This is a genomic window from Nocardioides marmorisolisilvae (assembly GCF_003725775.1).
GTDB classification, from domain to species: Bacteria; Actinomycetota; Actinomycetes; order Propionibacteriales; family Nocardioidaceae; genus Marmoricola; species Marmoricola marmorisolisilvae.
On record NZ_RJSG01000002.1, the window covers coordinates 275,589 to 293,285 of the forward strand.

Genomic DNA, 17,697 nt, shown 5'->3' on the forward strand with positions numbered 1-17,697 from the left:
GCCCTCGCAGGCGCCGCTCGAGGGCCATCCAAGGCGCGCGAATCCCACCGGTTGAGGTAGACGTCGCGCGTGAGCGGCCCGCGCTCTGAGTCAGGTTCTTTGGAGCGGAAGAAAAGAGTGAGCCGGTGATTCGAAGCACCGATTCATTGGGCTCTTCGTGGTTAGTCTTGCGGCCGTGGCTTCCAAGTCTGACTTGCTCGCAGGGTTCGTGCGCCATTCGTCGGTGCACTTCAGTGCAAACGACCTGGTGGACGCTCGTGCGCTCCTATCGGCCGCACGAAAACACCCCGGATCGGTGGGGATGCTCTTGTCTAAGCGTGGGATTTCCTACACGGGGGCACGGTTTTGGAGCGCGATTTCCGGGGTGCTGAAGTCAGAAGTGCCCGACTTGGCGATCACAGTCGATCACGTCTCATCATCTGCCGATCTGGAAGACGTTTTGGGACACCGCGACTTCGTTGGAACTGTTGACATCGTCATGATCGACGGCAGTGAGCGCGGGGTAGAGGAGAACATTGATTGGATCCGTTCAGCCAAGCGTCTGCTTCCAGCTCATGTACTCGTGGAGGGGGCCATCGGGCTCGTCGGTGAGTCGCCGTTTACCTCATCACTCACCAGTGCCGACGAGGTCGAGATGTTCGTCGAGTTGAGTGGCTGCGATTTGCTCGGCGTATCTGTCAACAACTTCCATCTGCGTTCTGCTCCCGACACCGTTCTGCCCTCTCTTGATGTTGACCGCATCGCGTTGCTTCACGCTGTCAGTCCTGTGCCCCTCACCCTCCATGGCGCGGACTTTAGGACCGACCTGGAACTTCACGCAGCTGCTGCGGCAGGCGCAGCAAAGATCAACATCGGTCCGGAGTATCGGACGGCGTACTCGTCACTTCTTGCAAAGGCCGAGTTCGATGGGGACGACTTTCGCGACCCAATGGCATGGGTGTCCGGCAACCTGGGCGATTGGGTTGTTGAGCGGGTGGAAGCCATAACGGCCGGGCTCGATGGATCCGTACGCTGACGCTCTTCAAGCGGCTCTCTCGGCGCTTGGAGACCCACCCCTCTTCTCATCAAAGCTGCGAGTGAACAGCGGCACCATCAATGCCTGGGTTTCAGACGGAGATCGCCGCGGCTTCCTCAAAGTCGGATTCGGACAAGGCTTCCATACGGAGTCGTTGAGAGTGCGCGAACTGTACCTCCTTGGCCTAGGTCCCCCTGTTCTCGCCTCTGGCACGCTGACGGATTTCGATGCCCACTATTACTTGACCCTTGAGATTGTTGACCATGAGCCTCTCGATCAACTCTTGCTAGACGGCAGTCTGAGTACGGCTGATCTCGATGCTGCTATTTCTGGACTTTGCCGGGTGCCCCTTACGTATGACGGCTTCGTTGCTCATGAAATCGCGTATGTCGAGCGCTTGTCCCAACGTTGGGCCGAGCTGTTGACTGCGACGCGAGGCCAGGTATCGGACGTCACTTTTAGAACTGCGAACGAGGCATTCGAGAACGTGGCCGCCGCTCTGTCGGCCGTCAGCTGGGCTCACCTCGGGCGAGGGCCAGTTCCGGGCGATGCGCATTTCGGCAACATCTGGGTGAACCGCTCGACGCGTTCGGCGCTCTTCGTTGATCCGGCGAGCTTTGATGAACTGCCCATCTCATATGACCTGGGAAAGCTGCTTCAGAGTGTTCACCTAGGTTATGACCGCATCATGTCGGGCGGAGAACCCGTTGACTCAAGCGCAAACAGACATAGTTGGCAATATCGGTGGATCTGCTCCGAAATCGTCAATCGTTGGGGAGTCGGGGCGCTGTCGGATGCCCTCGTCGCCGAGAGTGTCCATGCGGTCTGTCTCCTGCCGCACCACTTGCACGAGCCTGAGAGATTTGCGCTGCTCGCGCAGGGTGCGTTAGATGTTGGCAAGCAACTGCTCGCGGATCGGAGCTAGATTTTCGGTCCGCTGGTCAAGTAGGTCTCACGGTGCTCGGGCGTCATGCTCCACGGCACTTTGGCCTTTGTGCCCGGTGCGTCTTGAGCGACCATGTTCGGCTCAATCGCTCGGTTCTGGACATCGTGTCTAAACAGAACAAGAGTCTTGATCTGGTCAGGCTGGCTAAGGCGCACAAGGTCGACGGCTGCCTTCAGATTGCTCCCTGTGTAGATGTGAAGGTCGACGATCAGGACCTTCCTGCCACTGAGATCCGGGAACGTTCTATAGAACTGAGTCTGTCGCATATCGCCCTGCGCTCGGACGGGGGCTTCGATAGCAAGTAGCTGATCGATCTTGAAGTTCAGTACCAAGATGGCTGCCACAACCAGTCCGTCAGCGAGCCCGACCACCACATCAGGGTTGTAAGCGCGAATCTCGGGTTCGAGTTTCTTGATCGCCTTTAGTACTCGCCGAAACGTTCGAGGCCGACTAATCCTTAGCCGCCAAGCGGTCAAACCCACCAGGCCGACGAGTAGGCCAGCCACGCTGAGTACGAAACCGGCAATCTCCAAAGTTTTCTCCGATCTCGCGATGGTCGGCATGGCTGCTAGCGCAGCTCCGGTGCCAAAAGAATAGAGAGTCCTGCGCCTACCAGAGATGCAACTTCCATGAGACGTGATGATTGCACCTTGTACGCGAACATCTGCTCCTTCTGCCGCGCCTGGTCCTGGGCAAGGACGTCGGTTAAGGGGTGGCCAAAACTTCCGGTAACCACGTGCTCTCGGATCCCGGTGCCCAGGGTGATTGTTTGGCACAGCCAGTCAAGCGCGCGGGCTGCTTCGTCAAGAGCGACGCCGGCGTGCGGGTTACCTGACGCTGCCAAACGAAAGACCGCTGACGGTTCGACCACAGTGCCGATCATGACGCCGAGCCGGCGGGCGATAATTGGTGCCGCTAGAGCATTATGGAGGCAATCAATCCGGCCGCATTGGCATCCGCTGACCTGAGGTAGTGCAGACGCGGCTGGGTAGCCCACATGTCCGAGTTCGCCCGCGGCATTGTCTTCTCCGCGAATGACGCGGCCGTCACAAATCATTCCAACGCCGACACCAGTGCCAATCACGATTGAGGACAAGTTGGGACTCGCCGGTTCGCGGGTGTGAAACTCCGCATAAACCGCGAGTTTTGCGTCGTGATCGACACGAACCGCGCGTTCCAGTGCCCCCGACAGAAGCGACCGGAGGTCGCAGTTGGATAGGAAAGGCAGCGTCGCGAGATCGCCGGTCTGGCCGCGTAGGTTGACGGGTCCTGGGCATGCAACACCGATGGTTTCCATTACGTACCCGGTGTCGCTTGGGAGGCCGGCTACGGCTTGGGTGAGTTCACGCAGGAAGAACTCGACCGATGCGAAACCGGCCATGGGCAGGTTGACCTGATTTTCGATGGCGCCATTCCGACGGATGAGTGCGATCTTTGTCGTGGTGCCGCCGATATCGATGGCGATGGCACATTCATCTGACACGCGGGGAGCATATTGGTCGAAGGCGCGGGCACCTTACGTTCCGCGCTACGGCTACGGACTCGTCGAAGGACTGCCGCCTCCAGCGCCGATCGCGTGAGGCTGTGTTGGAGGTTGGCACGAGTTAGCGCCTAGCGCGCTTCCCGCCGCCCGGAGCCGGGCGGATCGGCACCTCACCGCGCAGCGTTGAGAGCACCTTGCTGGCCAGGATCAGCATCACGAACATGCAGGCCGTCGCGCCGATCGTCGCGAACGCCATGAAGACCCAAGCACCGCTCTCACCGTCCCGGCCCTGGCCCCCGAAATGGATCGCCGCGGAGACCAGGTAGCCCCAGGCGACGACGGCCAGCGTGACCCCTAGGCCGAGCTTCAGCAGCCGGTTGCGATGCACTACGCGCGGGGGCTCCTCCACAGGGTCGCCGTAGTGCTTGCTCACGACGCGCATTCTGTCCGAACCGGGCAAAGAGAACTGTCGGTGGGGGCTGGGACTTTGGAATGACACGCCGGTGACTTGCCGCCTCAGGCCCGTTGACCTGCGCGTTTGCAGATAGTTGGGCAACTTCTGAAGATTTCTGATCGAAATGTTGCGTGGGTCACGGACCGAGGTCTAACGTACCCCTACATCTAGTGTTACAACGTTGTAGTTCTGTCCACATCTAGTTCCACAGGAACAGGTGGCTTGTCCACAGAATTCGGGGTTTTACCTCGGAATCCACAGCTACAGCGCCCGGTTTTACCTAAGTGGAGAGTCGTTTTCCACAGGGTCGGAAGGACGAGAGGAGAGGATCCAGATGCACTGCCCGTTCTGCCGCAGCACCGACACCCGGGTCCTCGACTCCCGGGTCGCCGAGGACGGTTCCGCGATCCGCCGCCGGCGTACCTGCCCGGCCTGCGAGAAGCGGTTCACGACGGTTGAGCAGATGCAGCTGACGGTGCTGAAGCGCAACGGCTGCAGCGAGCCGTTCAACCGTGACAAGGCGGTCTCCGGCGTCCGCAAGGCGCTCAAGGGCCGCCCGGTCTCCGAGGACGACCTGGCCCGCCTGGGCCAGACCGTCGAGGACACGCTGCGCGCCGGCGGGTGGGCCGAGGTGCCCGCCCACGAGGTCGGGCTGGCCATCCTCAGCCCGCTGCGCGAGCTGGACGAGGTGGCTTACCTCCGCTTCGCCAGCGTCTACCGCGGTTTCGAGTCGGCTGACGACTTCGAGACCGAGATCGCGATGCTCCGCGCCGAGCGGGTTTCGACGGAGCTCAACCACCCAGATGGTGAGCGATCACCTCAGCCCACGGGCTGACCACAGTCAGCCCCGGCGTGTTCGTGGGGAAGCGACCGCGCCGGGGCCACCAAGCAGAGAAACAACGCAGCACCAGCACCACCGCCGATGAAGACAACGAAGCCGAAGACAGGGGAACACCGCATGACCGAGACCGCCAACCCGAAGGCCGGGACCCGTCGTACCTCGAAGGGACTGAAGATCGAACGTGTCTTCAGCACCGAGGGCGTGCACCCCTACGACGAGCTCAACTGGGAGCGTCGCGACGTCGTCCAGACCAACTGGAAGACCGGCGAGACCGTCTTCGAGCAGCGCGGTGTCGAGTTCCCCGACACCTGGAGCGTGAACGCCTCCACGATCGTCACCACCAAGTACTTCCGCGGTGCGGTCGGCACCGACGCCCGTGAGTGGAGCCTGCGCCAGCTCATCGACCGCGTCGTGCTCACCTACCGCAAGGGCGGCGAGGACCACGGCTACTTCGCCACCGTCAAGGACGCCGAGCTCTTCGAGCACGAGCTCACCTGGCTGCTGGTCAACCAGTACTTCAGCTTCAACTCCCCGGTCTGGTTCAACGTCGGCACCGCCTCTCCCCAGCAGGTGTCCGCGTGCTTCATCCTGTCCGTCGACGACTCGATGGACTCGATCCTGAACTGGTACAAGGAAGAGGGCTTCATCTTCAAGGGCGGCTCGGGCGCCGGACTCAACCTGTCCCGGATCCGTTCCTCCAAGGAGCTCCTGTCGAGCGGAGGAACGGCTTCCGGGCCGGTCTCCTTCATGCGCGGTGCGGACGCGTCCGCCGGCACCATCAAGTCCGGTGGCGCCACCCGCCGGGCGGCCAAGATGGTCGTCCTGGACGTCGACCACCCGGACATCGAAGAGTTCGTGATGACCAAGGCGCGCGAGGAGGACAAGATCCGCGCCCTGCGTGACGCCGGCTTCGACATGGACCTCGGCGGCGCCGACATCACCAGCGTCCAGTACCAGAACGCCAACAACTCGGTCCGCGTCAGCGACGAGTTCATGCGCGCGGTCGAGGACGGCACCGAGTTCGGTCTGCGCTCGCGCAGCACCGGCGAGGTCATCGAGACCGTCGACGCCCGTGACCTGTGGCGCAAGATCGCCCAGGCCGCGTGGGAGTGCGCCGACCCGGGCATCCAGTACGACGGCACCATCAACGACTGGCACACCAACCCGGAGACCGGCCGGATCACGGCGTCCAACCCGTGCTCGGAGTACATGTCACTGGACAACTCCAGCTGCAACCTGGCGTCGCTGAACCTGCTGAAGTTCCTCAAGGACGACGACACCTTCGACGCCCCGCTGTTCGCCAAGGCCGTCGAGCTGATCATCACCGCGATGGATATCTCGATCTGCTTCGCGGACTTCCCGACCGAGTCGATCGGCAAGACCACGGTGGACTACCGCCAGCTCGGCATCGGCTACGCCAACCTCGGCGCGCTGCTGATGGCGATGGGTCTGGGCTACGACTCCGAGGGTGGCCGGGCGATGGCGGCGACCATCACCTCGCTGATGACCGGTACGTCGTACAAGCGGTCGGCCGAGCTGGCCGGCGTCGTGGGTGCCTACAACGGCTACGCCCGCAACGCGGAGGCCCACAAGCGGGTCATGCGCAAGCACCAGGCCGCGAACGACGTGGTCCGCACCCTCGGGGTTGCGGACTCGCAGGTCCACAAGCTGGCCACCAAGGCGTGGGCCGAGGTGCTGAAGACCGGTGAGAAGAACGGCTTCCGCAACGCGCAGGCGAGCGTGCTCGCGCCAACCGGCACCATCGGCTTCATGATGGACTGCGACACCACCGGCATCGAGCCGGACTTCTCGCTGGTCAAGTTCAAGAAGCTCGTCGGCGGCGGCTCGATGCAGATCGTCAACCAGACGATCCCGCGGGCGCTGCGCAAGCTGGGCTACCAGGAGGAGCAGGTCGAGGCGATCGTCGAGTACATCGCCGAGAACGGTCACGTCATCGACGCCCCGGGCCTGAAGACCGAGCACTACGAGGTCTTCGACACCGCCATGGGCGCGCGGGCGCTGGCCCCGATGGGCCACGTGCGGATGATGGCCGCGACCCAGCCGTTCCTGTCGGGCGCGATCAGCAAGACCGTGAACCTGCCGGAGACGGCCACGGTCGAGGAGATCGAGGACATCTACCTGCAGTCCTGGAAGCTCGGCCTGAAGGCCACGGCGGTCTACCGGGACAACTGCAAGGTCGGCCAGCCGCTGTCCGACGGCAAGTCGGACTCGGCCAAGAAGGACCAGGGCGAGGCTGTCGCGGAGACCATCAAGGTCGTCGAGGTCCCCAAGCCGTTCCGCAAGCGCCTGCCGAAGAGCCGGGTCTCGCGGACCACGTCCTTCACGGTCGGCGGCGCCGAGGGCTACATGACCTCCGGTGCGCACGACGACGGCGAGCTCGGCGAGGTCTTCCTCAAGCTCGGCAAGCAGGGCTCGACCCTGGCCGGCGTGATGGACGCCTTCTCGATCGCGGTCAGCATCGGCCTGCAGTACGGCGTGCCGCTGGAGACCTACGTCTCGAAGTTCACCAACCTGCGCTTCGAGCCGAGCGGCATGACCGACGACCCGGACGTCCGGATGTCGCAGTCCCTGATGGACTACGTCTTCCGCAGGCTGGCCCTGGACTACCTGTCCTTCGAGGAGCGCTCGATGCTCGGCATCTACTCCGCCGAGGAGCGCCAGCGTCACCTCGAGACCGGCTCCTACGAGCCGGTCGAGGAGACCGGTTCCGCCGAGGAGCTGATCGCGCACGTGATCGAGCAGTCCTCGGTGATTGAGCCTGTCGAAATCCAGGAGAACGAGGTGCCGACCCTGGCGCAGATCGTCAAGGCCAACCCGTACGTCCGCGAGGACGCTTCGGACTCGGCCGCCGATGCTTCGTCGGTTGAGCCCGCTTCCGCGCTGGTTGAGCCTGTCGAAACCCCCAAGGAAGCCCACACCTCCGCCGAGCTCCTCGAGAAGATCACCGGCACCGCCGTCGACAGCCCGCTCTGCATGACCTGCGGGACGAAGATGCGGCCGGCCGGGAGCTGCTACGTGTGCGAGGGCTGCGGGAGCACCAGCGGCTGCAGCTGATCGCGATGAAGCGGACGGGCCCGGCTCACTGAGCCGGGCCCGTCCCGCGTTTAGACGGGCCTAAACCGGCAGGAGGTTGTGCGGAGTCGTCGTACTGTGTACTGCACGAGGTCGGCTAGAGGTTGTGAATCCGATCCACGCTTGACAGATGGCCAATCCAGACATAGAGTTGATGACAACTTGATTCACAGATGCTTGGAGGGCAAAATGGTTTCACGAGAGGCGGTGGCGCTCCCGCTTAAGAAGCGCGTGTTGCGAGGTCGCCGCCTCATTGTTGTCGACATCGAAAACCTTGTCGGGGGAGCCGGTATCACGCAGGCTCAGGCGGCTGCCGCGCATCGATGTGTTACGTCCGCAGTGGCCATGCGTCCCGGCGAACAGGTAATCATCGGCACCAGCCATGTAGGTCTACTGTCGTCGGGCATCGGTTGGAGAGGGCCACGGATGGTCGTTCGCTCCGGGAAGGACGGGGCTGACCTGGCGCTGCTCGAAGTCCTGAAGGATGAGCACATCGAGGAGCGATTCGACGAGGTGGTCATCGTCAGTGGAGATGGCATTTTCACGGACGCGGTTCTGGTGCTCCGTGAAGCCGGGGTATTCGTCACTGTTGTGTCTCGAAACGATGCGTGCTCGAAGCGACTGCGGCTTGCGGCAGACCAGACCGTCCTTGTTGATATGAACGTTGGCGAGTTTGGGGGTGTCGCTTGAGCCTCGACAGCAGTCAGGGCCTCTTGTCTCCGAGTGACATAGCGGACATGGTCGGAGTCAGTCGTGGGGCCGTCTCGAACTGGCGAAAGCGTCACCAGGACTTCCCCGTGGCGGTATCTGGCAGCGAGAACAAGCCGCTCTTTGACCGAGCTGAGGTCGTTCTGTGGCTCCAGGAGCGCGGACATGCCATTGCGGAGGAATCCGGAGGCGAAAGAATCTGGTCAGTTCTGAACTCGATTCGCCACCTCGCCCCACCGTACGACCTCGGTGATCTCGTCTTGCTTTTGGCAACACTGAGGGCGGCGTATCCGGCTGGTTTCGAACAGGTCGCCACTGCTGGATTGGACAATCTTTCTGACCGGCTCGAGCGCGCGGTGGCCACGCTGCAGAACGTAGAGGGCCTGCGTGGCGTTGAAATTCCGCCCACTTCTGTGCCGATGAATGATCCGAACGTTGCACGTCTCGTCCGGGCGATCGCAGAGCTCGAAGAGAGGAAACTCCCGGTTGCTGTCGACTTCGTTCTGGAGAGGCTTGCACGATGGCAAATCAAGGGAGGGGCGGACACAGGGTTTGTCGGATCTCGCACGTCGAAGTTGCTCTCGAGCCTGGGGCTGATGATTCCGGCCGGGACTGTTTACGATCCGGCCTGCGGAATCGCGAATGTGCTGACGAGCATCGGGACCATTAACGGTGGTCTGCGCCTCGTTGGTTCCGAGATCAACCGCGAGGCGCTTGGGGTTGCCTCGCAACGCGCGTACCTTCGGAATTTGAACATCGACCTGGTCCTTGGTGACGTGTTGGCGACCGACCCGACTCCTGGATTGCTTGCAGATATCGTGCTTGCCGAGCCTCCGTTCGGGATGTCTTGGGACCCAACCGCAAAGGTCGCAGATCCGCGCTTTGCGTTTGGCGTTCCCCCCAAGGTGGCGGCCGACCTCGCCTGGGTGCAACACGCAATCGCACACTTGACTCCGGAGGGCCGCGGATTCATTCTTACTGCCCCCGGGGCCCTATTTAGGTCAGGCGTCGAGCGCCACGTTCGCATGAACCTACTTTCCGCAGGCTGCATCGAGGCGGTCGTTGGCCTGCCTTCGAAAATGCTGCCGCATACGTCCGTTGGCCCGGCACTCTGGGTCGTTAGGCCCCCGAGGGCTGCAAGAGACGTGCTTCTAATCGACGCCAGCGAAGTGCGCGATGTAGAAGACGAGGTCGCTGGCTGGCTCAATAGTGAAGGCGCCGTCGCGATCGAGGTTCCGCATGCGGTTGTGCCAGTGAGGGAGTTGCTAGCGGCCGACGCTGTTCTGGCGCCAGTGAACTGGATCGCCGCTGCAGCGCCAGACTCTGCTGCCATCGCCGCATCCTTCACGGACGCTTCTGGGAAAATGGCTCAGGCCATCAACTGGATCAGCAACTCGTCACTGGCGTTTGAGCAACTCGCCAACCTACCGAAGCCGCGTATGGCTACAGTGCAAGAGCTCATCGGAAACGGCGTCGTCGAGTTGCGTCCCGGCCGCCCAGACAAGAGTCGTGAAGTGGGCGAACTTGCCGCCAAGAGGATCGCCAGAGCTTCTGACGTAAAGTCTCGCCGTCTGCCTTCTATCGACGACCTTCCGGCGTTTGATCACAGAGACCTCACTGAAGAGGGGGACGTGCTGGTCACGTCCATGAACGAGATACGTGCACTCGTGGATGAAACTGGCGGTCACCTTCCGTCGACCGGAGTTGACCGGCTGCGGATCCTGGATCGAGCGGTTCTCGGTCCTCACTATCTGGCTAGCGTCATCACCGGATCGTGGAATGCGCGGCTGCAGTCCGGTACGACCATTCAACGTGCAAAGGTTCGCGACCTTGAGATTCCTCTGATTCCAGTTGAGGACCAGGCGAAGGTAGCCCTGGCTCGGGTGGCCGTAGGTCTCATCCAGGAGCACGCCGCTGCGCTGAACGCACACGCGACGGAAGTAAATGACGCGATCCTCAACGCCCTCCGCTACAACGTTCCACTAGACACGTCCGACTTCGTCGGAGCGTTCAGTGTTCGATCTCGGCAATTGGAGGACAAGTGAGGGAAAGTCTAATCGACCTCGCTGAGCTCGAGGCATATCTCGCGCGTGCAGCAGACCTTCTGCGGGGCAGCATCGACCAGGCTGACTTCAAGGCATACATCTTCCCGCTGATGTTTTTTAAGCGGATCAGCGACGTGTACATCGAGGAGTTCGACCGCGCGATAGAGGAATCCGGCGGCGACCACGAATTCGCGGCGTTTGCCGAGAACCACCGATTCTCCATTCCCGAGGGCAACCATTGGTCGGACGTGCGGAACAAGACCGAGAACATCGGCACCGCCTTGCAGACCGCGTTCCGCGAGATCGAGAAGGCCAACCCGGAGACGTTGTACGGCATCTTTGGCAACGCCAACTGGACCAACAAGGACAAGCTGCCCGACCGCAAGCTGGCCGACCTGATCGAGCACTTCTCGACCAAGACCCTGAGCAACGCGAACGTAGCGCCGGACGTATTCGGCAACGCCTACGAGTACCTCATCAAGCGATTCGCCGACGCCTCGAACAAGAAAGCTGGCGAGTACTACACCCCGCGCTCGGTCGTCGGCCTGCTGATCAACATCCTCGACCCCCAAGAGGGCGAGTTCGTCTACGACCCGGCGTGCGGGACGGGCGGCATGCTGATCGAGGTGATCGAGCATGTGAAAGCTGCTGGCGGCAGCCCCAAGACCCTCTGGGGCAAGCTCTACGGCCAGGAGAAGGTGCTCGCGACTTCCGCGATCGCACGGATGAACCTGCTGCTCCACGGTGTCGAGGACTTCAAGATCATCCGCGAAGACACGCTGCGCAATCCAGCCTTCTACGCCGGCAACCACCTCGCCCAGTTCGACTGCGTTGTCGCCAACCCGCCGTTCTCGCTCAAGGCGTGGGGCGACGCCGAGTGGACGAGCGACAAGTGGGGCCGCAACCAGCTCGGCGGCGTCCCGCCGAAGGGGTACGCCGACTGGGCCTGGGTCCAGCACATGCTCACCTCTGCCAACCCTAAGAGCGGACGAGTTGCGGTCGTCCTCCCGCAGGGCGCTCTGTTTCGCCAGGGAGCCGAGGCGCGCATCCGCTCCCACGTCCTCAAAGCCGACAAGATCGAGGCCGTCATCGGACTCGCGCCGAACCTGTTCTATGGCACCAGCCTCGCCGCGTGTGTCCTGATCCTGCGCCACAACAAGCCCACCGCCCGCAGGGGCACGGTGCTCTTCATCAACGGCGAGAACTTGATGAAGAAGGGCCGCAACCAAAACACCCTGGAGCCTGAGCACGGGAGCGAGCTCTTCGAGGCGTACACCGGGTTCGCCGACCTCGACGGGCGCGCCCACGTCGCCACGCTGGAGGAGATCGAGGGCAACGACTTCAACCTCAACATCCCGCTCTATGTCGCACCGGCCGACGCCGGCGAGAAGCTCACCCTGGGCGACGCGCTTGCCAACCTCGAAGCGGCCCACGCCAATGCGCAGCAGACGCGCTCTGCTCTCGAAGCGCAGCTGGCGAAATGGGGGTTGAGCGCATGAGCAAGCAGATCACCCAGCGGGAGCTCGAGTCCTACCTGTGGGGCGCGGCGATCGTGCTGCGCGGCCTCATCGACGCCGGCGACTACAAGCAGTACATCTTCCCCCTGGTCTTCTTGAAGCGGATCTCCGACGTGTACGACGAAGAACACGCCGCTGCGATGGAAACGTACGGCGACGAAGACCTCGCCGACCTCCCGGAGAATCACCGCTTCGCCATCCCCGACGGCTGCCACTGGGACGACATCCGCTCCGTCGCCGAGAACATCGGCGCCACAATCCTCAAGGCGATGCGAGCGATCGAGTCCGCCAACCCCGACACCCTTCCTGGCGTCTTCGGCGACGGCGATTGGGGCAACAAGAACCTGCTGCCCGACTCCACGCTGGCGGACTTGATCGAGCACTTCTCCACTAAGACTCTGTCGATCACGAACCTGCCTGAGGACGAACTCGGTAACGGGTACGAGTATCTGATCAAGAAGTTCGCCGACGACTCTGGCCACACGGCTCAGGAGTTCTACACCAACCGCACGTTGGTGCATTTGATGACGTTGATGCTCAAGCCGCAGCCGGGCGAGTCGGTCTACGACCCGACCTGTGGGACCGGAGGCATGCTCATTTCCGCTGTCGCCGAGCTGAAGCGCCAGGGTAAGGAGTGGCGCAGCGTCCGGCTTTTCGGGCAGGAGCTCAACTACGGGACCTCTGCCATCGCGCGGATGAACCTGTTCCTGCACGGCATCACCGATGGACACGTCGCGCACGGCGACACCCTCGCGCGTCCGGCCTTTCTCAACAAGATGGGAGAGTTGGAGACGTTCGATGTCGTTCTCGCCAACCCGCCCTATTCCATCAAGGCCTGGAACCGCGAGGCCTTCGCCTCGGATGCCTACGGCCGCAACGTGTGGGGCGTTCCACCCCAGGGCCGCGCCGACTTTGCGTTTTTCCAGCACATCGCGAAGAGCCTCGAACCCAGGAATGGTCGCGCCGCGATCCTCTTCCCTCACGGCGTCCTTTTCCGACGTGAGGAAGCCGCACTGCGTAAAGAGCTGATCAAATCCGACCTGATCGAATGCGTCCTCGGCCTGGGTGCCGGTCTGTTCTACAACAGCCCGATGGAAGCTGTGGTCGTCACTCTCCGCGCCAGCAAGCCAGCTGAGCGCAAGGGTAAGGTCCTGTTCATCAACGCCATCAGCGAGGTCGCTCGCGAACAGGCGCAGTCTTTCCTGCGCGAGTCCCACCAGCAGAAGATCCTCGGCGCCTACCAGAGCTTCGCAGACACCGATCAGTTCGCAAAGCTCGCCACCCTCGACGAGATCGCAGACAAGCGCTTTAGCCTGGCTATCCCGCTGTACGTCGCGGGCGCGAAGGCAGCCGACGGTGGCGGGCAGATCGATGTCACCGACGCGCTCTCGGTGTGGCGGGCAGCTGCTGACGAGTGTGAGACTGCGATCACCGACGTTCTCGCCCTTCTGCGTCCGGAGGTGACCGCGTGAGCCTCAACCTCGACAAGTCCACTTGGGGGCGCGTCGCCTTCGGAGACGTCGTCAACAACGCCAACCAAACCGTGCGTGATCCGAGCGGATCAGGCATCGACCGCATTATCGCGATGGAACACATGGACCCTGGCGAGCTACGGATCAAGCGCTGGGGCGCCGTCGAGGACGGCACCACCTTCACTCGACGAGTCAAACCGGGCCAGACGCTTTTCGGAAAGCGTCGCGCCTACCAGCGCAAAGTGGCTTACGCCGAGTTCGACGCTATCTGCTCCGGTGACATCTACACCTTCGAAGCCGACGAGAGCCAGCTGCTCGGCGACTTCTTGCCATTCGTTGTTCAGTCCAACCAGTTTTTCGATCACGCCCTCGGCACCTCGGCGGGCTCGTTGTCGCCGCGCACCAACTGGCGTGACCTCGCCAACTTCGAGTTCCAAATACCGGCAATCGACGAGCAGAGGCGGATCGCCGACCTCTTGTGGGCCCTCGAGAACGCGCAACAGGCGGCCCGGGATTTGCGGAGTTGCCTTGGGGCTGCACACGTCGCACGGGCTGACGTGGTGTTGGCGGACGTGGAGTCACGCGACGGCCGAACTCCTCTGGTGGACCTCGTACGCGAGTCGATTACTGACGGCGTCCGCGAGAAGGGCGGGAACATCGAAGGTGGCGTGCCCTATGTTCGCGTAAGTGACATGACCCAACATGGCCTGACCAGTGAGGGCATGTTGCGGATGGGGACGGACCTTGCTGCGAGCAATCGTGCGTCTCTCATGCGGTCCGGAGACATCGTCATGGCCCTCCGAAGCAAGATTGGTCTCTGTCACATCGTCCCGACCGAGCTCGACGGCTGCAATATCGCTCAAGGCGTGGCCAAGATTGCGCCGGACTTCGAGAAGGTGAGCGCCGGCTACCTATTTGAGGTCCTGATGGCCCAACGGACGCAATCGGAGCTTGATCGTGTCGCAAAAGGCACAACCATTCGCGAAGTCGGACTGAAGGCGCTTCGCGAATTCACGCTGCCCCTTCCCAGCAGCGCGGCCGAGCGTACGGCCATCGTGGATGACTTTCGCTCGATGCGCCTTGCCGCAGAGCAGGTTGGTTCGGAGATCAGGTCCATTAAGCAGCTCCAATCGAGCTTTTCGGCCGACGTCTTCGGAGGCAACTGATGGCGCTGTTCAACGAGGGCAACACCGTGCGCGACTTCGTTCGCGATCTAGTGACATCTCCCGATGTTCAGTTCGTCGCGGGCAACGAGCTGCCTCGCCGGGCTGACGAAGTGCTTCTCGAGGGCGCCGTCAAGACGGCGCTGATCCGACTGAATCCCGAGATCGCCGCTGATCCGGCAAAGGCCGACGAAGTGATCTACAACCTCCGAGCGATCCTGATCTCGGCCCGCACCAGCCCGCACCCCGTTGTCGCGAACGAGGAGTTCGTGGCGTGGCTTACCGGCCAGAAGTCGATGCCGTTCGGGCCGACAGGTGAGCACATTACTGTGCGGCTTATTGATTTCGATCAGCTCTATGACGACTCGTCGAATCACTGGGTGGTTTCGACTGAGGTCCCGATGCAGCAAGGCCGGGTCGGGAAGCGCTTCGACTTTGTGCTGTGGTGCAATGGGTTCCCCCTTGTCGTGGGGGAGGCGAAGACGCCCATCCGGTCGGCGTACACGTGGATCGACGGTGCCGCGCAGGTTCACGACGATTACGAGCAGAGTGTGCCGCAGTTCTTCGTGCCTAACGTGTTCTCCTTCGCCACCGAGGGCAAGGACTTCCGCTACGGCACCGTTGGCATGCCGGTCGAGCTGTGGGGGCCGTGGCGTGATGATGAATCCGATCCGGACGCTCCCGCGAAGGTGGGGCTGGAGGTAGTCAAGGACGCGGTGAACGGCGTTCTTAAACCCGCCGCGGTGCTGGATTTCCTGCGGTACTTCACGATCTACGCGTCCGACAAGAAGCATCGCAAGATCAAGATCATTGCCCGGTTCCAGCAGTTCCAGGGCACGAATCTGATTGTTCAGCGCGTTCTTCACGGCAAGATCAAGCAGGGTCTGATCTGGCACTTCCAGGGATCCGGCAAGTCGTTGCTGATGGTGTTCAGCGCCCTGAAGCTCCGCGCGATGGCGGAGCTGACGAATCCGACGATCCTGATCGTGGTTGACAGGATCGACCTCGACACCCAGATCACTGGGACGTTCAACGCTTCCGATGTGCCCGGACTCGTGTCAACTGACTCTCGCAAGGAACTGCAGACGCTTCTGAGCCAGGGTGCGCGCAAGGTCATCATCACGACGATCCACAAGTTCGGGGAGGCAGACGGAGTCCTCGACGACCGCCAGAACATCATCGCGATGGTCGACGAAGCGCACCGCTCCCAGGAAGGCGACTACGGGCAGAAAATGCGCGAGGCACTGCCCAACGCGTTCCTTTTCGGACTGACCGGCACGCCGATCAACAAGCGGGACCGCAACACGTTCATGTGGTTCGGGTCAGCGGAGGACGAGGGAGGCTACCTGTCGCGCTACTCGTTCCAGGACTCGATCCGTGATGGTGCCACGCTGCCGCTGCACTTCGAGCCCCGCCTGTCCGAGATCCACCTCGACCAGGAGAAGATCGACGCCGCCTTCGAGGAGCTCGCGGCGGATCGCAACCTGACCGAGAGCGAGAAGATCACGCTGTCGAAGAAGGCGGCATCCATCGAGGTGCTTATCAAGGCACCGGACCGGATCCGCCAGGTTGCAGCTGACGTGGTCGAACACTTCAGCGCCAAGGTGGAGCCAGAGGGCTTCAAGGCGCAGCTCGTCGCTTACGACAAGGCGTCGTGCGTGGCATACAAGGAAGCACTGGACACGATGCTGCCGTTCGAGGCGTCGACAATCGTGATGTCCAAGTCGCGAACAGACCCACCCTCCTGGTCGGCATGGACTCCGGGCGCCGATGAGCTGGAGCAGGTAGTGGCCAGGTTCAACGACCCTGCTGACCCGCTGAAAATCATCATCGTCACCGCGAAACTGCTGACGGGCTTCGATGCGCCGATCCTCCAGACCCAGTACCTCGACAAGCCGCTCAAGGAGCACACGCTGCTTCAGGCCATCACTCGGACAAACCGGGTCTACCCCCCGAACAAGACCCACGGCCTGATCGTCGACTACCTCGGCATCTTCGACGACGTAGCCAAGTCGCTCGCCTTCGACGAAACCGCTGTGCAGCAGGTCATCTCCAACATCGCGGAGTTGAAGAACCAGCTTGCACCGGCGATGGCCACAGCGATCGCCTTCTTCCCGGGCGTCGACCGCTCGATCGGAGGTTACGAAGGGCTGATCCAGGCGCAGGCGGCGATCGCCGACGACGTCACCAAGGACGCGTTCGGCTCCGCATACAGCGTGGTGTCCCAGCTGTGGGAGGCATTGAGCCCCGACCCGATGCTGAAGTCCTTCCGTGACGACTACAAGTGGCTCACCGACGTCTATGAGTCCGTACGGCCGGCTGACATCACCGGACGCCTGGTCTGGCACGCTCTGGGCGCCAAGACGATCGAGCTGATCAACGAGAACATCCAGGTTGAGATCCCGCAGGGTGACGAGACAGTCGTTCTAGACGCGCAGACGATCGAAGACCTGATGGCAGGCGCCAGGAAGGACGTGCCTGTCGAGCAGATCGAGAAGCAGATCACGGCACGGATCGCTCGCCACTTGAACAACCCGGTCTTCATCGAACTCGGCCAGCGGCTCAACGCCCTGCGTGAGAAGTACGCCGACATCCAGCAGTCCAGCCTCGACTTCCTCCGCGAGCTTCTGGACCTGGCCAAGGACACCGTTGCGGCCGAAAAGGCCGAGGAAGAAGTTCCCCGCGAAGAGAGGGGCAAGGCGGCCCTCACGGAGCTATTTGACGCGTTAAAGGGCGACGAGACTCCGATCATCGTCTCCAACGTGGTGGACCGCATTGATGAGGTCGTCCGCGCTGTACGGTTCGTGGGCTGGCAGTCGACCATCGCAGGCGACCAAGAGGTTCGCAAGGCTCTTCGGCAAACGCTCTACGTGCAGTTCAAAATTCGTGACGGCGACGTGTACGAGAGAGCCTTGGGTTACGTGCGCGAGTACTACTGATCCAGTGGGCGAAAGCCCCGA

13 protein-coding genes are annotated in these 17,697 nt (G+C 62.2%); 10 read left to right on the plus strand and 3 right to left on the minus strand.

The window, feature by feature from the left end; translation table 11 throughout:
- Positions 1-175 precede the first annotated feature (175 nt).
- Both EFL95_RS05095 and EFL95_RS19175 read left to right on the plus strand, forming a co-directional pair.
- Positions 176-1,015 carry a class II fructose-bisphosphate aldolase gene (locus tag EFL95_RS05095; protein ID WP_183407037.1) on the plus strand — a complete coding sequence of 280 codons (840 nt, stop codon included), beginning with the start codon at positions 176-178 and terminating at the stop codon, positions 1,013-1,015.
- A gap of 61 nt (positions 1,016-1,076) precedes the next feature.
- A complete protein-coding gene (locus EFL95_RS19175; protein ID WP_148044977.1) occupies positions 1,077-1,940 on the plus strand; it encodes an aminoglycoside phosphotransferase family protein in 864 nt (287 codons plus the stop codon).
- Here the strand turns inward: EFL95_RS19175 and EFL95_RS05100 are convergent.
- The 3 genes from EFL95_RS05100 to EFL95_RS05110 all read right to left on the minus strand — a co-directional run bounded on the left by EFL95_RS05100 (position 1,937) and on the right by EFL95_RS05110 (position 3,877).
- Positions 1,937-2,524 carry a phosphoribosyltransferase family protein gene (locus tag EFL95_RS05100; RefSeq protein WP_123232973.1) on the minus strand — a complete coding sequence of 196 codons (588 nt, stop codon included), beginning with the start codon at positions 2,522-2,524 and terminating at the stop codon, positions 1,937-1,939. The two genes, EFL95_RS19175 and EFL95_RS05100, sit on opposite strands and share 4 nt — an antisense overlap.
- A 5-nt stretch (positions 2,525-2,529) precedes the next feature.
- Positions 2,530-3,444, minus strand: a complete 915-nt coding sequence (locus EFL95_RS05105; RefSeq protein WP_123232974.1) for an ROK family protein — start codon at positions 3,442-3,444, stop codon at positions 2,530-2,532.
- Between the two features lie 121 nt (positions 3,445-3,565).
- On the minus strand, positions 3,566-3,877 hold the full coding sequence (locus EFL95_RS05110; RefSeq protein ID WP_148044978.1) for a hypothetical protein: 312 nt from the start codon (positions 3,875-3,877) through the stop codon (positions 3,566-3,568).
- Between the two features lie 355 nt (positions 3,878-4,232).
- Here EFL95_RS05110 and nrdR point away from each other — a divergent pair, with 355 nt between their 5' ends.
- From nrdR to EFL95_RS05150, 8 genes are all read left to right on the plus strand, one after another.
- Positions 4,233-4,733: a transcriptional regulator NrdR gene (gene nrdR / locus EFL95_RS05115; protein ID WP_123232976.1), complete on the plus strand. Its 501-nt coding sequence runs from the start codon at positions 4,233-4,235 to the stop codon at positions 4,731-4,733.
- A 123-nt stretch (positions 4,734-4,856) separates the two neighbouring features.
- A complete protein-coding gene (locus EFL95_RS05120) occupies positions 4,857-7,814 on the plus strand; it encodes a vitamin B12-dependent ribonucleotide reductase (protein ID WP_123232977.1) in 2,958 nt (985 codons plus the stop codon).
- A gap of 207 nt (positions 7,815-8,021) precedes the next feature.
- Positions 8,022-8,522, plus strand: a complete 501-nt coding sequence (locus tag EFL95_RS05125) for an NYN domain-containing protein (RefSeq protein ID WP_123232978.1) — start codon at positions 8,022-8,024, stop codon at positions 8,520-8,522.
- A gap of 107 nt (positions 8,523-8,629) precedes the next feature.
- On the plus strand, positions 8,630-10,585 hold the full coding sequence (locus EFL95_RS05130) for an N-6 DNA methylase (RefSeq protein WP_183407038.1): 1,956 nt from the start codon (positions 8,630-8,632) through the stop codon (positions 10,583-10,585).
- Positions 10,582-12,084: a type I restriction-modification system subunit M gene (locus tag EFL95_RS05135; RefSeq protein WP_123232980.1), complete on the plus strand. Its 1,503-nt coding sequence runs from the start codon at positions 10,582-10,584 to the stop codon at positions 12,082-12,084. Before EFL95_RS05130 ends, EFL95_RS05135 begins: the two co-directional genes overlap by 4 nt.
- Positions 12,081-13,574, plus strand: coding sequence for a type I restriction-modification system subunit M (locus EFL95_RS05140; RefSeq protein ID WP_123232981.1), 1,494 nt, complete (start codon positions 12,081-12,083; stop codon positions 13,572-13,574). Before EFL95_RS05135 ends, EFL95_RS05140 begins: the two co-directional genes overlap by 4 nt.
- Positions 13,571-14,740, plus strand: coding sequence for a restriction endonuclease subunit S (locus EFL95_RS05145; RefSeq protein ID WP_123232982.1), 1,170 nt, complete (start codon positions 13,571-13,573; stop codon positions 14,738-14,740). The genes EFL95_RS05140 and EFL95_RS05145 overlap by 4 nt, the downstream gene beginning before the upstream one ends.
- Positions 14,740-17,676: a type I restriction endonuclease subunit R gene (locus EFL95_RS05150; RefSeq protein WP_123232983.1), complete on the plus strand. Its 2,937-nt coding sequence runs from the start codon at positions 14,740-14,742 to the stop codon at positions 17,674-17,676. The genes EFL95_RS05145 and EFL95_RS05150 overlap by 1 nt, the downstream gene beginning before the upstream one ends.
- The last annotated feature ends 21 nt before the right edge of the window (positions 17,677-17,697 follow it).

Excerpts from the sequence above, each read along its gene's own strand:
- EFL95_RS05120 (WP_123232977.1), top strand. The coding sequence starts at position 4,857 with ATGACCGAGACCGCCAACCCGAAGGCCGGGACCCGTCGTACCTCGAAG.
- EFL95_RS05140 (WP_123232981.1), top strand. The coding sequence starts at position 12,081 with ATGAGCAAGCAGATCACCCAGCGGGAGCTCGAGTCCTACCTGTGGGGC.
- EFL95_RS05150 (WP_123232983.1), top strand. The coding sequence starts at position 14,740 with ATGGCGCTGTTCAACGAGGGCAACACCGTGCGCGACTTCGTTCGCGAT.
- EFL95_RS05125 (WP_123232978.1), top strand. The coding sequence starts at position 8,022 with ATGGTTTCACGAGAGGCGGTGGCGCTCCCGCTTAAGAAGCGCGTGTTG.
- EFL95_RS05100 (WP_123232973.1), bottom strand. The coding sequence starts at position 2,524 with ATGCCGACCATCGCGAGATCGGAGAAAACTTTGGAGATTGCCGGTTTC.
- nrdR (WP_123232976.1), top strand. The coding sequence starts at position 4,233 with ATGCACTGCCCGTTCTGCCGCAGCACCGACACCCGGGTCCTCGACTCC.